Source organism: Streptomyces sp. NPDC050388, assembly GCF_040655635.1.
Classification (GTDB): domain Bacteria; phylum Actinomycetota; class Actinomycetes; order Streptomycetales; family Streptomycetaceae; genus Streptomyces.
Map to the genome: position 1 here is coordinate 1 of NZ_JBFAKH010000106.1, position 20,514 is coordinate 20,514.

At 65.9% G+C, this 20,514-nt stretch carries 15 protein-coding genes and 2 pseudogenes; 6 read left to right on the top strand and 11 right to left on the bottom strand.

Translation table 11 applies throughout. The features are described from left to right. Positions 1-222 precede the first annotated feature (222 nt). Positions 223-942 carry an IS6 family transposase gene (locus AB0I73_RS35600; protein ID WP_363044496.1) on the bottom strand — a complete coding sequence of 240 codons (720 nt, stop codon included), beginning with the start codon at positions 940-942 and terminating at the stop codon, positions 223-225. A 539-nt stretch (positions 943-1,481) separates the two neighbouring features. Here AB0I73_RS35600 and AB0I73_RS35605 point away from each other — a divergent pair. Next, complete coding sequence (locus tag AB0I73_RS35605) at positions 1,482-2,702, top strand: hypothetical protein (RefSeq protein ID WP_363044498.1); 1,221 nt, start codon at positions 1,482-1,484, stop codon at positions 2,700-2,702. 169 nt (positions 2,703-2,871) lie between these two features. On the opposite strand, the gene AB0I73_RS35610 is transcribed toward AB0I73_RS35605, so the two are convergent. The 4 genes from AB0I73_RS35610 to AB0I73_RS35625 all read right to left on the bottom strand — a co-directional run bounded on the left by AB0I73_RS35610 (position 2,872) and on the right by AB0I73_RS35625 (position 7,842). Then, positions 2,872-3,066 carry a hypothetical protein gene (locus AB0I73_RS35610; protein WP_363044500.1) on the bottom strand — a complete coding sequence of 65 codons (195 nt, stop codon included), beginning with the start codon at positions 3,064-3,066 and terminating at the stop codon, positions 2,872-2,874. Positions 3,067-3,441: 375 nt separating this feature from the next. Then, complete coding sequence (locus AB0I73_RS35615) at positions 3,442-6,564, bottom strand: NACHT domain-containing protein (RefSeq protein ID WP_363044502.1); 3,123 nt, start codon at positions 6,562-6,564, stop codon at positions 3,442-3,444. 52 nt (positions 6,565-6,616) lie between these two features. Continuing rightward, on the bottom strand, positions 6,617-7,537 hold the full coding sequence (locus tag AB0I73_RS35620) for an IS3 family transposase (protein ID WP_363044504.1): 921 nt from the start codon (positions 7,535-7,537) through the stop codon (positions 6,617-6,619). Beyond that, the gene (locus AB0I73_RS35625; protein ID WP_055592019.1) at positions 7,534-7,842 is read right to left on the bottom strand and encodes a transposase; all 309 of its coding nucleotides are present in this window, start codon (positions 7,840-7,842) and stop codon (positions 7,534-7,536) included. The genes AB0I73_RS35620 and AB0I73_RS35625 overlap by 4 nt, the downstream gene beginning before the upstream one ends. 301 nt (positions 7,843-8,143) lie before the next feature. Between AB0I73_RS35625 and AB0I73_RS35630 the strand changes: the two genes are divergently transcribed. The 3 genes from AB0I73_RS35630 to AB0I73_RS35640 are packed head-to-tail and all read left to right on the top strand — an operon-like array spanning position 8,144 to position 9,281. Further along, a complete protein-coding gene (locus tag AB0I73_RS35630) occupies positions 8,144-8,449 on the top strand; it encodes a transposase (protein WP_358738433.1) in 306 nt (101 codons plus the stop codon). A 2-nt stretch (positions 8,450-8,451) separates the two neighbouring features. Next, positions 8,452-8,925, top strand: a complete 474-nt coding sequence (locus AB0I73_RS35635) for an IS3 family transposase (RefSeq protein ID WP_363044507.1) — start codon at positions 8,452-8,454, stop codon at positions 8,923-8,925. 2 nt (positions 8,926-8,927) lie between these two features. Beyond that, a complete protein-coding gene (locus AB0I73_RS35640; RefSeq protein WP_363044509.1) occupies positions 8,928-9,281 on the top strand; it encodes an integrase core domain-containing protein in 354 nt (117 codons plus the stop codon). A gap of 17 nt (positions 9,282-9,298) precedes the next feature. On the opposite strand, the gene AB0I73_RS35645 is transcribed toward AB0I73_RS35640, so the two are convergent. Both AB0I73_RS35645 and AB0I73_RS35650 read right to left on the bottom strand, forming a co-directional pair. Then, a complete protein-coding gene (locus tag AB0I73_RS35645; protein WP_363044511.1) occupies positions 9,299-10,303 on the bottom strand; it encodes a hypothetical protein in 1,005 nt (334 codons plus the stop codon). A 95-nt stretch (positions 10,304-10,398) separates the two neighbouring features. Beyond that, positions 10,399-12,903: a hypothetical protein gene (locus AB0I73_RS35650; protein ID WP_363044513.1), complete on the bottom strand. Its 2,505-nt coding sequence runs from the start codon at positions 12,901-12,903 to the stop codon at positions 10,399-10,401. Between the two features lie 221 nt (positions 12,904-13,124). Here AB0I73_RS35650 and AB0I73_RS35655 point away from each other — a divergent pair, with 221 nt between their 5' ends. Then, positions 13,125-13,790 (top strand): TetR/AcrR family transcriptional regulator, encoded by a 666-nt coding sequence (locus tag AB0I73_RS35655; RefSeq protein ID WP_363044515.1) that lies wholly within the window; start codon positions 13,125-13,127, stop codon positions 13,788-13,790. Positions 13,791-13,972: 182 nt separating this feature from the next. Here AB0I73_RS35655 and AB0I73_RS35660 read toward each other — a convergent pair whose 3' ends face one another. Together AB0I73_RS35660 and AB0I73_RS35665 are read right to left on the bottom strand one after the other, a co-directional pair. Continuing rightward, the gene (locus AB0I73_RS35660) at positions 13,973-14,692 is read right to left on the bottom strand and encodes an IS6 family transposase (protein ID WP_363044517.1); all 720 of its coding nucleotides are present in this window, start codon (positions 14,690-14,692) and stop codon (positions 13,973-13,975) included. A gap of 281 nt (positions 14,693-14,973) precedes the next feature. Continuing rightward, positions 14,974-16,131: an NAD-dependent formate dehydrogenase gene (locus tag AB0I73_RS35665; protein ID WP_363044519.1), complete on the bottom strand. Its 1,158-nt coding sequence runs from the start codon at positions 16,129-16,131 to the stop codon at positions 14,974-14,976. A gap of 387 nt (positions 16,132-16,518) precedes the next feature. On the opposite strand from AB0I73_RS35665, the pseudogene AB0I73_RS35670 reads away from it, so the two are divergent. Continuing rightward, positions 16,519-17,615 (top strand): annotated as a pseudogene (locus AB0I73_RS35670) (AmiS/UreI family transporter). 161 nt (positions 17,616-17,776) lie between these two features. Here the strand turns inward: AB0I73_RS35670 and AB0I73_RS35675 are convergent. Together AB0I73_RS35675 and AB0I73_RS35680 are read right to left on the bottom strand one after the other, a co-directional pair. After that, positions 17,777-18,607 (bottom strand): annotated as a pseudogene (locus AB0I73_RS35675) (IS701 family transposase); the annotation flags it as partial. A gap of 18 nt (positions 18,608-18,625) precedes the next feature. Continuing rightward, entirely contained in the window at positions 18,626-20,254 is a 1,629-nt protein-coding gene (locus AB0I73_RS35680) for an IS1182 family transposase (protein WP_363044521.1), read from the bottom strand. Positions 20,255-20,514: the final 260 nt, after the last annotated feature.

Here is a 20,514-nt window from a genome sequence, read left to right on the forward strand (position 1 = left end):
GTCACCTTCTACGGAGCGGGCTTCACGAGGCGCGGCCCCGCTGCGCCTCCTCCGATTCCCCGAACGAAGACCCCCGATGGGCATCGTCGGAGACGACCTGGACCGCGCCGTCCAAGGAGCGTTCACCCGCCCCATACCGAAGTCGGGCGTTGTCACGTTGTTGGGTGCGTGACTGTCTGATGGTGCGTCGGGGCGTGGTGGGCCCGCGGCCTGGGCCTGTGTTCAGGCCGTGGTGGGCAGGTTGGCAGCGCCGGTGATCTGGTCCCAGAGCGCGAAGCGGACGGTCATCTCGGTGCGGTAGCCGGGGGCGGTCATCAGGTGGCGGCGGGGCCGAAAGTGCGGTGAGATGCCGCTGAACGCGGCCAGGAACCGCTGGGCCCCGCCGGTGGAGCGGAAGCCTTTCATGGCGCGTTCGCGCTGCCGGGTGGGCTGGTGGCTGTTCTCGGCCCGGTTGTTCAGGCCCTTGTGGGAACGGTGCTCCACAGAGGGCATCACCTCGCGGTGGGCGGCGCCGTAGGAGCGCAGCTTGTCGGCGACGACCACCCGCCGCACCGCACGCGTCTTCTTCAGCAGGCGGCGGAAGAACCGCCGGGCGGCGGCCGTGTCCCGCCGGTTCTGCACGAGGATGTCCAGGACATTGCCGTCCTGGTCGACGGCCCGCCACAGATACTTCTGCTCTCCGTTGATCCTGACGAACATCTCGTCCAGGTGCCATGTGTCCCCGGGCCGGGGCCGACGGCGGCGCAGTCCGTTCGCATAGACCTGCCCGAACGTGGCGCACCAGCGGCGGACCGTCTCATAGGAGACGATCACACCGCGCTGCAGCATCAGCTCCTCCACCTCGCGGAAGCTGAGGGGGAAGCGGAAGTACAGCCACACACAGTGCGCGATGACCTCGACCGGGTACCGGTGCCCCCTGTACGACGGCGATGCGGACGACACGAGCGATCCCTTTCCCGGCACGATCAACTCCAAGATCATCCCAGGCCGGTCAGCCAACGTGACAGCACCGTCGGTTCCCCTGTCGTGCCCTCTCAGGCTGACCCCGCGGAACGGGATGTCTCACCCAAGGCTGAGAGAGGGCGTGGACGGGTGGCGGCGCCCGGTGAGCCCCGCGAGGAAGGGGGCTCACCGCAAGCCAGGCCTGTCCACTACCAAGCGCCCTCGCTACAGCCTTCGACCCCGGTGGTGTTGCACGAACGGTCAGGTCGGAAGCTTCCCCAAATCCACTGTGAGCGACGGTCGTTGGAGCTTCGGTCTGCTTCGGTCTGCTTCGGTCTGCTTCGGTCTGCTTCGGTCACCGGGGAGTCGGGTGCAGGCTGAGCCCGCTTCCGGGCGGGCGCTCCATGTGTTCGGAGGGGCGCTTTCCGGTCGTTAGTTCACTGAAGGGCGGAATGGGGTGCAGGGGGCTAGACCGGGCTGAGGGGCACCGCCTACCTTCTCCTGTCATGGCCACTACACGAAGAAGGATCCTTCGCGTCATGACCACGATGCCCTTGGCGGCGGCCGGAGGACTGTTACGCCCCTCAACCGCACACGCAGCGCCCACCGTGTTCCAGGTCGCCATGAAACTGGGGCGCGCCCAGGGCCGTAGCTGGGCTGACGCGAGTGACGGCCTGAGAGAGGCGCTGCCCAACGCCGACCTGGCGCGGATACTCGACACGGCCAGGTGGAATGGCGCGGGAGTGGGCGACTGGAACGACGGCGGTGGCGGCGCTCCGCCCGCCGGGACGGTGCCGGACCGGTTTCAGTACGGCTTCGCCTGGGACACCAATACCATGGCGCCGGAAGGAACTTGGGACCGGAGTACCACGCGTTGGTATCCGCAGGGCGTCACCACTAGTTTCGACGGCTACGGCGGCCCGGTGCCGGGCCTCGGCCGCGATGTGCTGGTGGTCTCCTGGTACGGCAAGGCCGACTACGAGTCACGCGGTGCCCGGGTCACCTTCGCCGACGTCACCGGGGACCCGGGGAACCCGAAGTACCAGCACGTACTCCTGGTCGAACCCCGCCAGGCGCGGGCGGGCAGCCGCCCCACCTACCGGCCGGTGGAGATCCACGCGGGTGGCATGGCCTGGGTCGGTAACTTCCTCTACATCGCGAACAGGCCGGGCCGGAATACCACGGTCAGGCGCGGTGGTATGAGCGTCTTCGATATCACCAAAATGGTGAGGGTGACCGGCGGCGCCGCTGCCCGTAACCGGTTTGGCTACCAGAACGGAAAGTACTACGCGTACGGGTACGACTACGTGCTTCCGCTCCACCACATCTACGAGAACACGACGGGATCCGACTTCCTCCACTCGCAGCTCTCGCTCGACCGCACCCAGGGGTCGATGGCCTCCATCGTGTCCAGCGAGTACCGGACCAGCTCCCAGGGGCGCGCCGCGCGCTGGAACCTGGCCGCCTCCGGCTACATCGCCGACGGAGCTTCCGACGACAGCTGGATGCTGCAGACAGCCAGGGTTCAGGGCGCGGTCAGCGTCACAAGCGGCGCCTACTACTCCGCCAACGTCTCGACACCCGGCGGAGCGGGCCAACTGTGGGTGCAGACGCCCCGCGGCGCCACGACGGCGGTGCACGGAAAGCTCTCCATCGGCCCCGAGGACCTCAGTTACACCACCGCTCACGGTGGAAGCCTCTGGGGGCTGGGGGAGCATCCTCGTCGGCGCAGGGTCTACCGAGTCGGCCTCGGCGAGTGACTCGTACGGTCGTGAACCGCTCTGACCGGCTCCGCCGTCCTGGCCGTCGCCGGGCGTGGGAGGCCGGGCGCCTTCGTACTGACTTCCCCGGAGCCGGCCTGGCATCCGCAGTGTCCTACGCCTCCACGACGACGTCGCGGAGGGCATGCTCGGTAGCGGGCGAGGCCAGCTATTCGTGATCTTCGGTGTGCAAGACCGCCATGCCCCTGCGGCCGAGCGGTTTCTTCAGCGCGAGGTTCTCTGCATAGAGGTTCGCCGTCACCGTGGCGAGGGCGTCGAGCTTTCCCTGTTTCCCGACGGCTTGCGCCTTCGCCTCGTGCAGCTGCTTGCGGAGTTCCCGCTCTGACAGTCTCGGCCGGGACACCCGGTTTATCGGGCTCTCCTGCCGTATCTCGACTTTCGCAGTCAGGCCGCGCGGTAGCTGTCAAGTCAAATGAGACGTTTGCAGTGCTATGAACCTTGTGGTTCGGGTTCTCTTCGTTGGGCGGGGTCGTTGATCCAGACCTGGCCGGGTATCGCGGGTGGTCTCGGCCGGCGGGCGAACCGTTCGGGGCGGCGTCGTACTCGGCAACGATCCGCAGCTTGTACGCCGCGGAGAACGTCCGCCGATTCGGACGGGGCGCCGGATCCGATCCGGAGCTACGGGGGGTCGTGCTGGCCATGCCGGGGTGTACTCCTGTCTCGCCCTTCCAGCCTAACCCGGCAAAGCGGGCGTCTCAGTCAAGGCTGTCAGAGGGGGCTACTCTGGAAGACTGACAATAGGCTCAGCATGAGCGAGGCGGTTCCTGGCGGTTGCGAAGGCGTCCACTTCCAGCTTGGGATCGAACCAGTCGACGGACAGATCACACGGCCTGTCGTCCAGCCTACGCAAAGTGATGGAGAGCGGCTGCTTCCCGAGCTGGGTCGGCTTGCCATGGAGTGGAGATCCCTTGGGATCGTTGTTCAACACGACGGAGACCGGCGAGCGATCCCCCATCGCCAGAATTACTTGAGCGGATGCGTTGGCGCAGCCGTCGGCCTGGAGAACGCCTCCCCATTTGACGACATCGAGTTCTTCCGCGCCCGACAACTCCAGAGTCGCGTAGCGGGACGACCCAGGTGGCAGCTTCCACGTCCACTCCAGGATCCCTTTGCATTCATTGCAACCCCCCGGATATACCCTGCTGCTGGGTTGATCCCCCGATCGGATACTCAACGTCCCGTCAGTAAAGTTGAAAACATAGATCCAGCCCGCGATGAAAATCCCAACCGTGGCAAGAATGACCTGCGTCACGCTGGGCACGTAGTGCAGCAGAAACGCCAAGCGACCCGCATCGCCTTTTTCCGTGTAGGCCGACCGCGTTGATTCTTGGGTCGTACCGGACAACTGCTCCTGAAGCCGGGCATGGCGAAACTGATAGACCACACCGGTCCGACGTAGCACCCCCAGGTCGTGGGCGTCATCGAGGAAGCTTGTGAGTCGCGGCGGAAGTCCTCCTGTCAACCAGTACAACGCATGTGAGACACGGTAGGACCCCCAAGCCGACCCGACCAGCGTGGCAGATCCAGCGGTTACACCGACGAGCAAGGCGTAATCCCGGGCTATCCGCAGCTCCACCCCCACGATGTTCAGCAAGCCGCCCACAGTCGCCGCCGTGATACAGACCGTGAGAAGCGCCGACAGGCATCCGATCCGCAGATATCGAGCGAGTGTGGCCCTTGGCTGGTCCAGAGTGTCCTCCGTGATGTACACCTGTCCAAGTGCCTGCCGGACCTTTTCGTGGACGTATCTTGCTGCCGTGCCTGCTGCGAGCCCGGCGAATATGCCGGCTATCTGGCCGAGTAGCACGTAGAAGAACCATCCCCATACAGAGCCGAAGGCGGCACCGACCAGAGCCCCGCTGATCGGAGAATTGAGTTGCCACCAGGCGAAGTCGAAGGTGCCGTCGCGCTGCATCTGACGCGCGATCACCGACAAGTAGCGGCGCGATTTCTCCGCTTCGTAGCGGGCGTCAGGCGACTCGGCGTAGATCGTAGGGAGGTATGTCTTCAGCAGGTGTGACTCGATCTCCGCCTGCGAACTGAACCGTTCCCGCTTCAGCAATTCCCGCGGGTCCGTCGAACCCGACCGGTAGGCCGTGTGAGCCAGGTAAAGCATCAGCGGGGAGGACAGCACCTGGACAAGCGCCGACTCCTCTTGGGTGCGCAACTCAGGAGACGTGCGCAGGGCCTTGAAGACCGCATTCCATCGTTCGTCACCTTTGACGCTCCTGCGCTCGAGGTATCTGACCGCTGCTTCCGGCTGTACCGGTTCGAGTTCTACGACTGCGGCCTTGGTGAGGCGACAGCCATCCCGATCCCATGCTGTGCTCTGGTACTCGTCAGTTCGGCATGTCACCACCAGTGGGTCATCTGCCGCGATGGCTTTGTCGATTGCTTCGACTGCGGAACGGTGCAATGCCACCGGCAACTCGTCCAAGCCGTCGAGAATGGGCATCACTGATCCCTTGCTGTCGACCAGTGCCGTCGCGAGGTCCTCCCCCCACCGGCGCCTGCGGCCGAGGGCGGGACTGAGCGCCGCGATGTGACGGGCCATCCAGTCCTGCAGCTTGATCCGCGGTCTCCAGGACGACAGCGACAGTACGACGGGCACGGGATCACCGGGTCGCCATGAGTCGATCAACTTCCGGGCGAGCAGCAGTGTCAGGACGCTCTTTCCTGAGCCCGGCGCTCCCAGCACCACGAGCTGCGGGTGCGGCAGACCTCGGAGCAGTTCCGGCACTTCACTCAAATCGCGACTCTTCGCAAGCGCCTCGGCTGCCTCCGCTTCTTCTGATCCTTGGACGGGACGTCCGCTGACCGACCACAAGACCTTGATCGGCTCGGGCTGCTCGAGTTCGTACCGTGCAATTTCGTCATCCAGCCGGTCTCGCATGGCTTTGCGTAGCTCGTCTACCGCGCTTATCAGGTCCGTCGCTTGTAAGCCACCTCGGTAGCTGGGATCGGGCGCCACGCCAGCGTCCTGGTCGATGGTGACGCGACCGAGTGGGATCAGTTCGGTTTCGTCACGGCTCTTGATGTACAGGCTTGTCGGAGTCTGGAGTGGGGCGCCGCCCTCGGTCTGGTCGGAGAAATACTCCCTGACGTATACCTTCAAGGCCGACATATCTGGTTCAGATGTGGGCGAATGCAGCTCCAGCCACGCCAGAACCGCCTCGGAGAAGACGCCAGAGCGCCGGACCGGATCCTGTCTGGCTACCTGGCCTTCAGCCGCAGCATGCAGGACGTACTGTTCGACCTGTTCGACAGTGGACCGCTGGCCGCGCGGGAAGGGCGCGATGGTCGGCTCGGACGTCTCATGGTCCTGGCTCTTGCCCTGCAGTTCCTCGAAGAACTCCGCGCAGGTGTCCACCAGGAAGATCTGCCGGGCGAAACGCACGACGTCCGGCCGGGTCAGGTACTCCAGAAGATTCTTCAGCTCGATGGCGCGCTTGTCCCGGAGCGAGGCGTCGGGGCAGAACAGGGCCCGCTGGCCACCGTGCAGAAGGACACCGTGACCGCCCCAGTAGACGTACAGCACATCGCCCTCCCACACCTCGAACGGGCTGAAGACCCTCATGATCTGGTCGCGCGAGCTGACCTCATGGGGGCGCAGACCGGCTTCCTCCGCCGAGGTCCACAGTTGAGTGCGCCGCTCCGGCAGGGGTGCGAGCAACAGTTCGATGTTCTCCGTCGGGACCCGCTGGCCGCGTAGCCAGCGGGCGAATCGCAACGCGTCGTCCGAGGCACCGTCCAGGTTCCAGATGGACGCTTGGGGGAAGTGTTCGATGCCGACCACCACGGCGCGCACCCGGGCCGGGTCGGCGGCCCTCAGCTCATCCATGTCCCGACGGCCTCCCAGACCTGAGGTTCCCCCGCTGCGCGGGGGTGGCTGACTAGCTGGTCAGGGCGGTTTGACGTGGCTTCAGGTTCACTTGTTCGGTCGTTGCCTGGATGGCGTAGTGCTTCTCCTCGTACTCGATCGGGCTGAGGTAGCCAAGCCGTTTCTGGATGCGGCGGGGGTTGTAGAAGCCGTCGAGGTACTCGAAGAGCGTGAGGTTCGCTTCGGCTCTGGTGGCGAAGACGCGGCCGCGGATGCACTCGGTCTTGATGACCATCCACAGGTTCTCCGCCAGGGCGTTGTCGAACGAGTCGCCGACCGAGCCCATGGACGCCTCAATACCTGCTCTGAGCAGGCGTGTTGTGAGCTTCACGGACGTGTATTGACAGCCGTGGTCGGCGTGGTGAATGAGCTCACCGGGGGCGACTTCGCGGCTGGCCAGGGCATACTCCAGCGTGGTCAGGACCAGGTCGGCGTCCGCGCGGGCGGAGGTTTCCCAGGCCACCACCCGGCGGGAGAACGCGTCGCGGATCGCGGACAGCCACAGCGGGCCCTCCTCGGTCGCGATCATGGTCAGGTCGGTGACCCACAGCCGGTTCGGCACGTTCGCGGTGAAGTCGCGTTGCACCAGGTCAGGGGCCAGATCCGCGTCCGGATCACGTCGGGTGGAGCCCTTGCCCCGCCGGGGACTGATCCCGGCCAGGCCGGCCTGACGCATGAGCCGTTCAACGCGTTTGCGGCCGACGTGGACGCCTTCACGCCGGAGGATGGCGTGCACGCGGGGTGAGCCGTAGATCCCGCCGGAGTCGGCGTGGACCTGCCGGATCTTCCCGGTGAGCTCGGCGTCCTGGCGGCGTCGCTCGCATGGCTCCTTCTCGGCCTGGCGCCAGCGGTAATAGGTGGAGGAGGGGATGGAAAGTTCCCGGAGTACGGGCTCGACCCCCAGGTGCGGGTGCGCATCGACGAGCGCGGTCACCTGGGCCGGGTCGGGTCGAGCTGGGCCGCGAAAAAAGCGGAGGCCGTCCGCAGGACCTCGTTCGCCCGCTTGAGCTGGGCATTCTCCTTCCGTAGAGCGGCCAGCTCCTCACGCTCGGCCGTGGTGAGGATGTCGCCTCGCTCGCCGGCGTCGGCCTCGGCCTGACGGATCCAGTTGCGCAGAGCCTCGTGGTGCACGCCGAGTTCCTCGGCCATGCGGCGGATCACCGGCTTCGGCTCAGCGGACCGGTACATCCGAACCGCGCGCTCACGCAACTCCAGCGGGTACTTCCTCGGGGCAGGCATCGTCTGGGCTCCTCTCATGAGACCCATCTGACCTTCTGTCACCCATTCCCGCATCTCGGGGGAACCTCAACCTGAGGATTCGACCAATACGAGGTGTGCGCCCAGGGGAATGGCTGCCGGTTGTCTACCCTCTGGTCGTACACCCGGCCGTGGAACACCTTGGCACCCTGGTACGACAGCAGGTCCCGCTGGTCGTAGACGTTGAGCCACCTCGCCAGGAAGTGCTCGGGCTGAAGTTCCCCCGCTGAGCTGGACAGCCTGATACTGGGACGGAAGGTCCCAGAGGAAGCAGTTCCAGGTAGTGAGTAAGAAGAGCAACACGAGCAAGCGGTACACGGCCGAGTTCAAACGCGACGCGGTCGCGCTGGTGCACTCGTCAGGCAAGACGGTCACCGAGGTCGCCCGGGAGATCGGCGTCAGCGCAGAGGGACTGCGCAACTGGGTCAAGCAGGACCAGGCCGACCGCGGGCACGGGCCTGCAGGCGCCCTGACCAGTGATGAAAAGGAAGAGCTGCGACGTCTGCGGCGGGAGAACCGGGAACAGCAGCAGACCATCGAGGTCCTGAAAAAAGCCGCGGCCTTCTTCGCGAGGGAATCGACGAAGTAGCCGTGCGCTACGCGTTCATCGATGCGGAGAAGGCCACCGAGCACAACCCGGACGGCCACGGCGTCAGCCTGATGTGCAGGGTCTTGGGAGTTTCCCGCTCCGGCTACTACGCCTGGCGTGCCGCACGCCCGGCCGCCGCGGCACGAGCGGACCAGGAGAGCGAGCTGGTCACGGAGATCCGCAAGCTCCACACCCAGTCCCGCCGCGCCTACGGCTCCCCGAGAATCACGGCCGCACTGCGCCGCACGGGACGACGGATCAACCGCAAGAGGGTCGAGCGGCTGATGCGCGAGCACGACCTCCGCGGCATCACCCGCCGCGGGCGCCGCAGCCTGACCCGGCCGGACAAGAAGGCCGTCTTCTCCCCTGACCTGGTCGAACGTGACTTCACCGCCGTCGAGCCCGGCACCAAGCTGGTCTCGGACATCACCTACCTGCCCACCCTTGCCGGCTGGTGGTACCTCGCCACGCGCTGAAGATGGCCGCCGGCCGCGGGATGCTCAAGGAGGGCTGCATCGCACACTCGGACCGCGGATCCGAATACACCTCGCGCGAATACCGCGACCAGCTACGGAAGTTGAAAATGCGGCAGAGCATGGGCAGAACGGGCTCCTGTTACGATAACGCCGCAGCCGAAAGCTTTTTCGGGCTGCTGAAAGCGGAGATCGGAACCATCATCTGGGAGTCCCACGAGGCCGCCCGAGCTGACGTCTTCCGCTTCATCGAGGTCGAGTACAACCGCACCCGTCTACGCAAGCACCCCATCTACGGGTACGTCACCCCACTCGAAACCAGGGCACTGACGACGCAAGACCTCGCCCCCGCAGCGTAACCACCCGCTGTCCACGATCAGGGGGGAACTTCAGGCAGCCTCTCGGGATGCTCCAGGGCAACCAGGGCTCCGATCTCGTAGAAGAACGGCGCTTGTGAACCCACCGTGATCAGCCGGTCCACCCGCTCCACCTTCTGCTCGGTCAGGAGGTCGACGCAGGCGACTCCGCCGAGACTGTGTGCGATGACAGTGAGCGAGTCGCCGGGGGTGTTTTCGATGGTCCGACGGATGTAGTCACGCATGCGCCGGCCACGAGCCTGGTAGCGGAGGATGTCCCCAAGCGCAGGGAGCACGCCGTCGCTCCAGGCTCCCCGCCGATGCCGAGACCGCCAACTGAATGCGTGCAAGGCTGGTGCGGCGGCCAGCTTCCCGAGCTTGCCCTTCAGGGACCGGCCCTGGGTGTACAGGTCGGCGCTGACCGCTGCGAGCAGGGCGTCCCGGACGCCACCGGACACCGCGTCGGCACCCCGCGCATCGGCCGAAGCAAGAGTGGCCGCAACCAGCGCCCGCGCGACGGCATGACGGTGCTCGTAGCCGCCCTCGTCCACGCTCACTGCGGCATCCGCCACCTCTGGGGCCGGGAGAACCGCGTACAGAGCCTCGGACAGGTCATCGGCGAGTCCGTGCATGGAGAAGACCGCGACCGTGTCGGCGGACGGCGTGTAGTGGGTTACCTGGGACAGGAACCGCTGGGCTGGCGACTCCGTGCGGGACATGCCAGAGGTGGCTGGCGGGCGAAGTCCGAGCAACCGCAGCTCGTACCAAGGGTCGTTGTACAGCACTCCCCAGACCGCTACCTCGCTGTCCTCGTCCTCCGGGACGCCGCCCTGCGACTGTGCGTACCGGGGGATGGACGCGCCGTCGAGCGCCAGGGAGGCACCGTGCTCCCGCCCCCAAAAGCAGCCGCGCATTTGTACACCAGGATGGAGTCGTTCGAGCTCCGCATGGACGGTTGCGAGGGTCTTGTTGTACGACTTCTCGCGCACACCGGTGCCGTGGACGAAGAGCACTGCCTGACGCATGGTCCCCCTTGCCGCAACCTCGCGGGGCTGCGTATTTGTGTGCCATCGGCGCGACCGGGCGGCGGCGCCGTCCCATCTAGCCTGGACGCGGCCCTCTACTTCGCTCCCGCACTCCAAGCGAACGTCTTGACGCGCTCGGAGATGTCAAGTCGCTGGTCCTGTTTTGGGTTCTCGGCCGTCAATCGCCCGCCAACGTGGAGCTCGGCGCTCCAATCCCCTTGCGTTCTCCGCAGCAGCACTGAGTCACTGGACTCTTCCCACAGATTCCCGTGCTTCTTCAGGGTCCGGAACTTCCTGGGCGGCTGCTGAACACATGGTTCCTCATCTGCCCAAATGTCACCGTCGTCGATTGCAGGGGCGAGAACGGCATGCGGTGTCTTCTTCTCGTCGTACCAGAGGTAGCACGCCGTCCAGGACTGGTAGCCAGGGGGAACCGGAGCCGTGCTTAGCTGCCCCTTCTTGGTGACTTCCACCAACTCCGTCTGGCCTTGCTTTCCGAAGCCGTCGCAGCCGCCATGGTTCCAAGTTGACATCAACCACTGCCCGTCGGCTCCGGGCTCGACCATACTGTCGTAGCCGAGGTTGGCTACGGTCATAGCGGAAGCCTGCAGTTGCGAGTTGACGCGGAAGACCTTGGTGCGGCAATCGGTCCATCGAATCCCGATGAGCGAGTCCCCTGTGTTTGCCGCTCCTCCGTAAAGGTCCATCGTGGAACAGCCCCCGGTCCCACAGTAGTTCCTGGCCACCTCTAGAGCTTCTTCGTCGGTCTGTCCCTGGTGAAGGATCTCCGGGTTGTCCAGTTGTACGGCGCTGGCTTCTGCTTTCCCGATTTGATACCAGGCGAAGCCTGCCTCCTCTCCGCCGAGGCTGTTCCACCTGGAAAGTAGTTTGTTCCCGATGAAGGAGATCTGGCAGCCCCCACACTCCCAGCTGCCAATCTTTCCCGTGGTGAGGTCGGCCAAGTACACGCGGCCATCGCTCTGGCCCAGTGTTGTTGCTTCAGTGGTCCACGCGAGTTGCTTGCCGTTGGGCGACCAGGTCAGTTGGCGAGCGGCTGCGCCTGCGGGCAGCGAGGCGACTGTGTCGGGGCTTGCTGCGCCTGATTTCACCTTGATGGCACGGTCTGTGGCATAAGCAAGGGGCGGCATAAGGTCTTTCGACTTCCACAGCGTCCATTTTGGCCCCGGAAAGGACGCGCCGATCTGTCTTTCCTTGAACTGCCCGGGCGGCTCCACCTTCATCCCGATGCCGCCTTCCCAGAATGCTTCTACCTTGGCCTCCGGTTTGGCTGGCTCGATGCTGCCCTCGGCTGCTAGCGCAGCTTCAATGGAGAATCCGGCGGTGAAGAACTCCACGGGATCGCTCGCCTTCATGCTGAGGCGAAGGCCGAACTTCCCCTTGAGCTTTCCTTCGGTCGCTCCGGAGAGGCGGGTCTCGTACTTGCCGGGCCAGCCGTCGACACTCGCCGAGGCGTAGGGCAGCAGGCTCAGCCGAAACTTGACCGTGAAGTCTTCCCGGCCCTCGGACTCGACCTTCATCCCTGTCGATGCCCTGGCTTCGATGCCTGCAATAAACTCCACCTCGGGCCGCATACTGAACGGCCCAACCCGGAGAAGTCGTGCGGTCCAAGGCGGCAGGCGCAGCTTCGTGGGCGCATCGTATTCCCAGCTGCAGTGTGCGCCGTGAGGAGTGCCGAAGGTCCACTTCGCCGAGTATTGAAATCTTGCTTGGACCTGTGCCCAGGCTACATCGGGCAAGTTAAACCCGAGGTCCGTTCCCGCAAGGTCGACCTGGGGTCGCGTCGTTTCCAGCTTCAGCAGCGGAATTCCGGTGCCGCACTTGACGCCTTTGAGTTTCCCTTTGCCTTGCCAGGTGTCCATCCTGATGGCCATCTCGCCGTCTTCGCTTGGATCGTCGGCCCGGTACGCGGCCGGCTGCATGGCGGGCTCCGCGCCGAATGTCCCAGACGGCGTGCGCTCGAACCGCAGGACCGCCTTCGGCATGGCTTCGCTGAGCTGCGCCGGGGATGTTCCGACTGCCAGGAGGTCTCCGCGGCGTTCGCGGCTGACGACCCTGCGGAGCAGGCCCTGTGGGGTCTTCGGTCCTTCTGCGGCCAGCAGGATGTCGCCGACCTTCAGGTTCTGTGCGCTCTCAGCATCGGCTCGGAACAGTAGTTCCTTGTCCTTGCCCGTGGTCGCCTCGGTCAGGCCGGGGTCGCTGTGGTCGAGGATGCGGGCTTTGTCGGCAATCGCGATTCGGTAGTCGACCGTCAGGCGCTCGGACCGGCCGCTGCCCACCTCAGTAGTGAAGACATCGTCCGGGGTGTAGTAGGTCGCATGGGCGGACTTTACCGGCGCCGGTGCCACACGGACGGTTCCCGGGGGCACGCTCAGGGTGGTGGAGGCCGTGACCGACTGCTTGAACCCACTGGCCCCAGTGACGGTGAGGGTTGGCCGGGCCTTGCTCGGTAGACCCTCGATCTTGATCGTGAGACGGGTAGCGGACTCCTGGATCTTCCAGAAGGCGAAGCCGCCTCCCGCCAGTAGCGCCAGCGCCAGAAGGACACTGAGCCCCCAGACCCGCCTGTGTTGCATGGTCATGCGCTATCCCTTCACAGCGCCAGGGTGAGGCGTGACATCCATCAACGGAGTGAAGAGTATTAACCACGTAACATGACGTCACCGCAACTCGGTGCTCCGTCAACTTCGCGACAATGCTGCCGCCTTGTCTCAATCCAAGCCACTGAGAGGTGCGAATGCGATCCTCCGCTACAGGGGATGCCGGTCGGCCCGCGTCACGTCGCGAGCGCCTGCGAGCTGAGTTGGAGCAGGACGCGCTCGCGGCGGCGCGCCAGCTCATCGCCACGCAGGGCGTTGAGGCCCTCAGCCTCTCGGCGGTGGCGCGGGAGGTCGGAGTGACCCCACCGGCGCTGTATCGCTACTTCGAGGGAAAGGCCGGCCTCACGCTTGCCCTCTACGAAGCGGTCACAAGTGACTTCGTGTCCGTCGTCGCTGAGGCTGCTGGCGCGATGGACGCAGAAGACTTCGGTGGTCAGCTCTACGCGGCCACCCGCGCCGTCTTGGACTGGTCGGTGACGAACCCCGGTGAGTTCGATCTCCTCATGGGGGCTGGCTACGCGCGGCTGGTCGCCTCCGGCCAGCCTGTCGACCAGGTACTCATCCGGGAACTGGGCGGCCTGTTCGGTCAGACCTTCACGCAGCTGTGGCGTCGCGGCATCCTGTCGTACCCCTCAGAGGAAGACGTGGAACCGCGTCTGTGGTCGCAGGTAACAGCCTACGGACGATTGATGCAGCACGAATATCCGCCCGGTGTCGCCATGGTGATGATCACGTGCTGGCGACAGATCTACGGACTACTCTGCATGGCAGTCTACGGGCACATGGCCTCCTCGTTCGGCGACCATCATCCCCTGTTCGAGCACATGATGGACGACCTCCTCGCCCTATGCGGCGTACCGCGCAAGTAATGAGCCTCGATCCACCACGTGAATTCTGACCATGGGTGTCGGGCGGGTTCCGGGTGTTTCTTCGGGGTGCGGGCAGCGGTGATCGCCGGGTGGCCGTCCGGTGCGGGGGCGTTGTCAGGTTGTTGATGAGGTGGCTTGTTGAGGGTGTGGTGGGCCGGGTTGCCGGGTTGCCGGGCTGTGGGTCAGGCTGCCGTGGTCATGGCGCTGGTGTCGGTGATCTCATTCCAGGTGGCGAAGCGGTGGTGCATCCCGGCGCGGTACTCGGACGCGGCCATCAGATGGCGGCGGGGCCGGAAGTGAGGCGAGATCTGGCTGAAGACGGCGAGGAACTTCTGGGCGGCGCCCGGTGAGCGGAAGTACTTCATCGCGCGTTCGCGCCGGCGGGTGGGCTGGTGGGAGTTCTCGGCCCGGTTGTTCAATCCCTTGTGCGAACGGTGCTCGACCGAGGGCATCAACTTCCGGTGGGCCACGCCGTAGGAGCGGAGCTTGTCGGTGACCAGCACTCTGGGCACCCGGCGCTGCTTCTTCATCAGCTTGGCCAGGAAACGCTTCGCGGCCTTCGCGTCCCGCTTCGACTGCACGAGGATGTCCAGCACGGTGCCGTCCTGGTCGACGGCCCGCCACAGGTAGTGCCGCACACCGTTGATCTTCACGAACACCTCGTCCAGGTGCCACGTGTCGCCGCCCTGGGGTCGGCGGCGGCGCAGGCCGGCCGCATACTGGGGCCCGAACCGGTCGCACCACTGGCGGATCGTCTCGTGGGAGACAGTGATCCCGCGGGCGAGCAGCAGCTCCTCGACCTCGCGGTAGCTGAGCGGGAAGCGGTGGTACAGCCACACTGCGTGCGCGATGATCTCCGCCGGGAACCGGAACCCTCTGTACGACGGCGCTGTGCCCTCCACGCTGCCCCTCCCCGGCCCCGCCAAGCCAACCCCAAGATCATCCTATCGACAGGCTCCCAGGCAACCTGACAACGCCCTCCGAGAGCATGATCCGCCTCGCGATGATCTCCAACCTCGCGAAACGAGACACCGGAGAAACAGTCATAACCTGGCACAAACCATGAACTACCACTTCTTCAATCCGAACGTCCTCTGACACGGAGAAGACGGAGAGCGGAGCGTTCCATCCCGGGCCGCCCGTGCACGGGCGGTGACAGCCTCGCCAACTCCTACCGTGTGCGTCAGACGGTGTACGAGCGGGCCCCGGTCCCGGCAAGCCTGCCGCCCTCCACGATGAGGTACTCCTGACGGATCGGGCGATTGTCGAACCAGCACTCCAGGATTTCCCGGACGCCTGCCGCGTACCTGGCCTGCGCGGAGAGCGTCGAACCGGACACGTGCGGTGTCATGCCCTCGTGCGGCATGCCGCGCCACGGGTGGTCCTCTTCCGGCGGCTCGGGGTACCAGACGTCCCCGGCGTAACCTGCCAGATGGCCTCGTTCCAGAGCACGTACCACGGCGTCCCGGTCGACGATCAGCGCGCGGGCTGTGTTGACGATGTACGACCCTCGCTTCATGGTCGCGAGCATCTCGTCGTCGAAGAGGTTCACCGTCTGCGCGTGCAGCGGCGCGTGGATGGAGAGCACGTCGACGGCAGCCGCCAGGGAGCGGGCATCCGCATGCCAGATCAGCCCCAGTTCCTGCTCGAGGTTTGGTGGCACCCTGTGCACGTCGTTGTAGTGCAGCTTCACATCGAACGGCTTCAGCCGGCGGAGCACTGCCATGCCGATCCGCCCGGCACCGAAAACGCCGACGTCCATGCCCTCCAGGTCGTAGCTCCGCGAGACGCTGTCGGCTACGTTCCACCCTCGGCGGGCGGTGACCCACTCGTGGGCGGGCAGATAGTTGTGAACGAGAGCGAGGATCTGCATGACCGCGTGCTCCGACACGCTGATGCTGTTGCTGTAGGTGACCTCCGCCACGGTGACGTCGTGCTCGATGGCGCTCGGCAGGTCCACGTGGTCAGAACCTATCCCGGCTGTGATCGACAGCTTCAAGTGCGGTGCGCGCCGGATCCGGTCAGGGGTGAGATAGGCGGGCCAGAACGGCTGCGAGATCACCACCTCGGCGTCGGAAAGTTCCCGTTCCAGCACGGAGTCGGGCCCCTCCTTGTCGGAGGTGACGACCAATGTGTGGCCCCGTCCCTCCAGGAACGGACGCAGACCGAGTTCGCCGGAGACGCAGCCGACCAGCTCACCCGGCTTGAAGTCGATGCTCCGGGGGGTGGGCGCCGTCTGCCCTCCGGGATAGCCGCTGATGACGGGGATCTCATCTCGGGCGTACCTGGGCGGGTAGCCGTCAACGGGATCTGGATAGAGCACCGTGAGAATCTTTGCCATGGCCGTACTCCTAAGAAGGCCGGCGCACAGGCGTGGTCCGGTAACCGCTCATTCGCTCCGGCCGACCTTGCTGTCCAGTGCCGAGTGACCGGGCCGCCGCACAATAAACGGGCCCAAACACACTGATCATCGCGCCCGCAAAGCCCCGACCGAGCAGCCTGCGGCGCGGGGGTCACGTCCTTTCCACCCGGTGGGGCCCGCCGCGTCATACCCGCCCATTCGGCACGGCGGCGCAGGGCGGCCCCAAGGGCATCTCCAACCCGCCTTGGCACGCCGTCGTCACAGGCGTTGCCTTGAATAAGAGGCGATGCTGCTCCGGTGTTCATTGGCTCGACCAGAACCGCGCCATGACTTAAGGCCGGAAGCGCGGCGGGGCGGAGACGAATCATGGCGACGTATGAGTATTCCTGCAACCGCTGCGGATCGTTCGACGTCAAGCTGCCGATCGGCACAGCGCCGATCGCGCACGCCTGCCCGCAGTGCTCGAACACTGCTCGGCGTGTGCACTCATCCCGCGACCGCGTTCACCTCGCCTGCCGTAGCGGGCCTGCGCAAGCAGGAGGAAAAGTCTTGGGGAAATCCCACGGTGGTCACGCGGGTGCCTCCCGAGCAGGCTGCGCCGAGGTCGGCCCATCCGGCCCTCGCCCGGCTCCCCCCGGCCCTGAGGGGAAGTCGTGGACCGGCGGAATCAGTCCAACACCCCCTCGGAGAAGGGGCGCGGGACGGTCTCTGCCGCCTCACCAGAGGCACGGGGTACGTACAACAGCATCTCGGTCGCATGACCGCCCGGCGGGCCCATCACTCGCGGAGCGAAATCTCGGGAGGTCTCCCTTGGCCAACGTCGGACTTCCCTTTGTAGGCGCGGTGCTCTTCCTGAACGGATTGATGCTGCTGGGAAAGGTCGACAGTCGGGCGGCCGCCGTATTCAATCTGTTCGTGGGCGGGCTTCAGGTCCTCACGCCCACATATCTCATCATCGCCGCGAATCGGGACCCCCACCAAATCGCGCTCGCATCGGGCATCTTCCTCTTCGGTTTCACATACCTGTATGCAGGAATCGGACTACTCATGGGGCTCGACACCACAGGGTGGGCTATTACTCACTATTCGTGGCCATTGTGGCTTTGGGGTATTCCTTCGTCAATTTCCGACTGTTCGACGATCAGCCGTTCGGAGTGATATGGCTCTACTGGGCGTTCCTCTGGTTCCTTTTCTTCCTGCTCCTGGAACTGAAAATGGAGACCTTGACGTCTTATGTCGGCTGGGTGGCCGCAATCGAAGGCTGGGTAACCGGCGTCATACCGGCATTCCTGCTGCTGGCCGGTTATTGGGTCACCGAGAACTTCTTTGAAATGGCGATCGCGCGGGGAGCGTTCGGCGTCCTGACCTTCGCCGCGCTGTGGGTCGTACTTCGCCGGAGGCGGCCCGGCAGGCCCGCGGAGGAGTACGGCGCCCCGGGCTACCCGGCTGGCAGCCCCGGCTAGTACTGCAACGGTGCTTGGGCTGATTGCTGACCAGTTTCAGGGACTGTGCCCGCGCCGCTTGTAGTGACTGACGCGGGCCTGGTGTTGTCGTCTGCGACGCCAGTGCGACCAGTGCAGGATGTGCTCGACCGGGGTGGGCCGGCGGTCGGTGAGGCGGGTGATCAGCCGTCTGATCTCGGCGAGGCTGAGGTGGATGAGCGGGGAGGATCCGTTTCTGCTTTCTCCGTGTCGAGTTCTCGGGCCCGCAGGACGGTCAGGCAGGCGTGGGCGGCCATGGCCAACGTCATGTGGCGGTGCCAGCCCGGGTAGCGGCGGACCTGGTAGTCATCCAGGCCGCACTCCTGCTTGGCGCTCTGGAAGCACTCCTCGATCGCCCACCGGCTGCCCGCGACGCGGATCAGCTCATCCAGGGTGGTGCCGGCCGGGCAGTAGGCAATGTAGTAGGAGATCTCCTCGGGCCTGCTCACGCTGCGGCGGGCCAGCACCCAGTGCCGGCGGTCGGGCCGGTGCCAGGGCCGCACCTCGACGCGGGCCCAGTCGTAGATCCGCCGGCCGTGGGCGCCGTCCCCGCAGGAACGGCGCTTCCACTTCTGCCGCGGCAGACCGGGGAAGAGGTCGTGGACGGGGTGGTCGATGGACCAGCGGGTGACGACGGTGTCGTGCCGGGTGGTGGCCATGACGTGAAAGACATCGGCCTGCTCCAGCTCGAACCGCCAGCCCTTGCTGTAGCCGTAGGCGGCGTCCGCGGTCACCCAGCCGAACGGGATCTTCTCGGCGATGGCCCGGCGGACCATCGCCTTGGCCATGGCCACCTTGGTGGCGAAACCCACCTCGTCATCGACGCCGGCCCGGCGGCACCGTTCCCGGTCGTCCGTCCAGGACGTGGGCAGATACAGCCTGCGGTCGATCAGCGTGCGTCCGCGGCCGGTGGCGTAGGCGAGGAACACGCCGATCTGGCAGTTCTCGGTGCGCCCCGCGGTGCCGGAGTACTGACACTGTTGGCGAATTGGTCAGGCTGTGGTGAGTAGGAGGAGGGGGGAGGTTCGGGTGGTGGCCAGGGGGATGCCGCTGAGCCAGGCGTCGAGCCGGATGAAGTTGATCGCCGCTGCTGTAAAGAGCTGTTGGAGGCCGACTTTGGCCAGGCCGCGGTAGCGTGCGTGTCTGATATCGGGTCCACGGACGGCCTGCGAGATGGTGCCTTCGACCCCGGCCCGGCGGCTGAACCGCTCTTTCCACTTCTGCGTGGTCTGGTCGCGGCGGGCCTGTTGCAGTGCTTCGTGCTCGGCTTGGTGACGCACGTTCAGGTCACGGGGCTCACCGGTGCGGCGGGTGCACTTGCCGTGGACCGGGCATGCCGCACAGGCCTTGTCGGGGAACCGGATACGTATCACCTCGTGCCCGCGGTTGTCGTACTGCGCGCGCCATTGGGTGGCTACGGCTCCTTGCGGGCAGGTCGCGGTGCGGGCCTGCCAGTCGATGGCGAAGGCGGAAACGTCGAACCCTTCTTTGTTCTTGGCCTGCCAGCTGTTGTCGGGAGGCATCGGGCCGGTCAACTGCACCCCATGGTCGCGCGCCGCGGACAGCAGGGCTTCGGCGGCCATGTACCCGGTGTCGACCAGATGCTCCTCGGGCAGAAGGTCCTGTCCGTCGAGCCGGTCGTGGACGCACTCGACCATTCCCTGGTCGCTGCGGGCGGCGTCGGTGGTCTCCACATCGATGATCACATGGGGCCGGTCCGGGCCGCAGTATTCGGTCAGGTGGCCCTTGTAGCCGGTCCAGGGCGTCGACCGCTTGACCGCGTAGCGGGACTCGACGTCGTACGGAGAGGTGATCCGTTCCTTCGACGGCGGAAGCTCCTTGACGTCGCGCCAGCGCAGGCCTGCACTGGAGGTGTCGAACTGCTGCTGCCACACCGCGCGCAGGACTTGCACGGCCTCCATCTGGGCGAGCCAGCCAGGGGCGCGGTCCGCGTCGACGGCTGCCAGCACCATGGCCCCGTCCGCCCCGACCGTACGCACATAGGCGGCGCGTTCTGCCTCCTGCTGCGGCAGCCGGTAGTTCTCCACCCGGTGGCCGTACCGGTCAGGCCATTCCCCGGGCATCCAGCCCGCGAGCCAGTCCGGAGCCGCCGCGGCCAGCGCGTTGAGTGCCGCGCGCACGGTCTCGCCGATCAGTTCCAGCCGGTTCACGGTGCGCACCGCGGCGAGCACGTGCGTGGAGTCTGTGCGGGCCGGCCCTCCCCGGCCGAGCAGACCGGCCTCGCGGCAGGCGTCCAGGACCCGCGTGAACACCCGGCGCTCGGCAGATCCCTCGATCAGCCGGGTGCGGAACTCGCTGAGCACCGAGAAGTCGAAGCCCGGATCGGTCAGCTCCAGACCCAGGGCGTATTTCCAGGCGATCCGGTCCCGCACCGCGGTGGCCGCCTGGCGGTCCGACAGCCCCTCGATGAACTGCAGGACCGAGACCATCGCGAGCTGGCCGGGAGGCCACGCGGGCCGTCCCCGGCGCGGGAAGAGATCCGCGAAATCCTCATCGCGGAACACCGGCCCCAAGGCGTCGCGGACCCGCATCCCCAAACACCCCTCGGGGAAGGCCTGCCGAGCCACTTCGGCCGTCCGGGCCGGCACCTCACCAGACATCCGGGGCTTCAACGACATCATGATCACCTCATGTCGACCCCCCACGACCAGCCAAAACCAGCCTCCCACCCCTCGCCGGTCAACGCAGACCAGGCCTCACCGTGGAATTCGCCAACAGTGTCAGTACTGCCGCTACACGCCGGCCGAGCGCACTCCCTTCTTCAGGAGTTGGGTCGGGGACGGGACGCCGTGCACCGTTCCGGGTGTCGGTCTTCCCGTCCCCGCCCGCCGAACCGGACGTGCCCGTTGGCCGAGCATCC

Coding starts and splice junctions, on each gene's coding strand:
- AB0I73_RS35640 (WP_363044509.1), top strand. CDS start 8,928: ATGGCCGCCGGCCGCGGGATGCTCAAGGAGGGCTGCATCGCACACTCG.
- AB0I73_RS35680 (WP_363044521.1), bottom strand. CDS start 20,254: ATGTCTGGTGAGGTGCCGGCCCGGACGGCCGAAGTGGCTCGGCAGGCC.
- AB0I73_RS35650 (WP_363044513.1), bottom strand. CDS start 12,903: ATGACCATGCAACACAGGCGGGTCTGGGGGCTCAGTGTCCTTCTGGCG.
- AB0I73_RS35615 (WP_363044502.1), bottom strand. CDS start 6,564: ATGGATGAGCTGAGGGCCGCCGACCCGGCCCGGGTGCGCGCCGTGGTG.
- AB0I73_RS35605 (WP_363044498.1), top strand. CDS start 1,482: ATGACCACGATGCCCTTGGCGGCGGCCGGAGGACTGTTACGCCCCTCA.
- AB0I73_RS35665 (WP_363044519.1), bottom strand. CDS start 16,131: ATGGCAAAGATTCTCACGGTGCTCTATCCAGATCCCGTTGACGGCTAC.
- AB0I73_RS35645 (WP_363044511.1), bottom strand. CDS start 10,303: ATGCGTCAGGCAGTGCTCTTCGTCCACGGCACCGGTGTGCGCGAGAAG.
- AB0I73_RS35625 (WP_055592019.1), bottom strand. CDS start 7,842: ATGCCTGCCCCGAGGAAGTACCCGCTGGAGTTGCGTGAGCGCGCGGTT.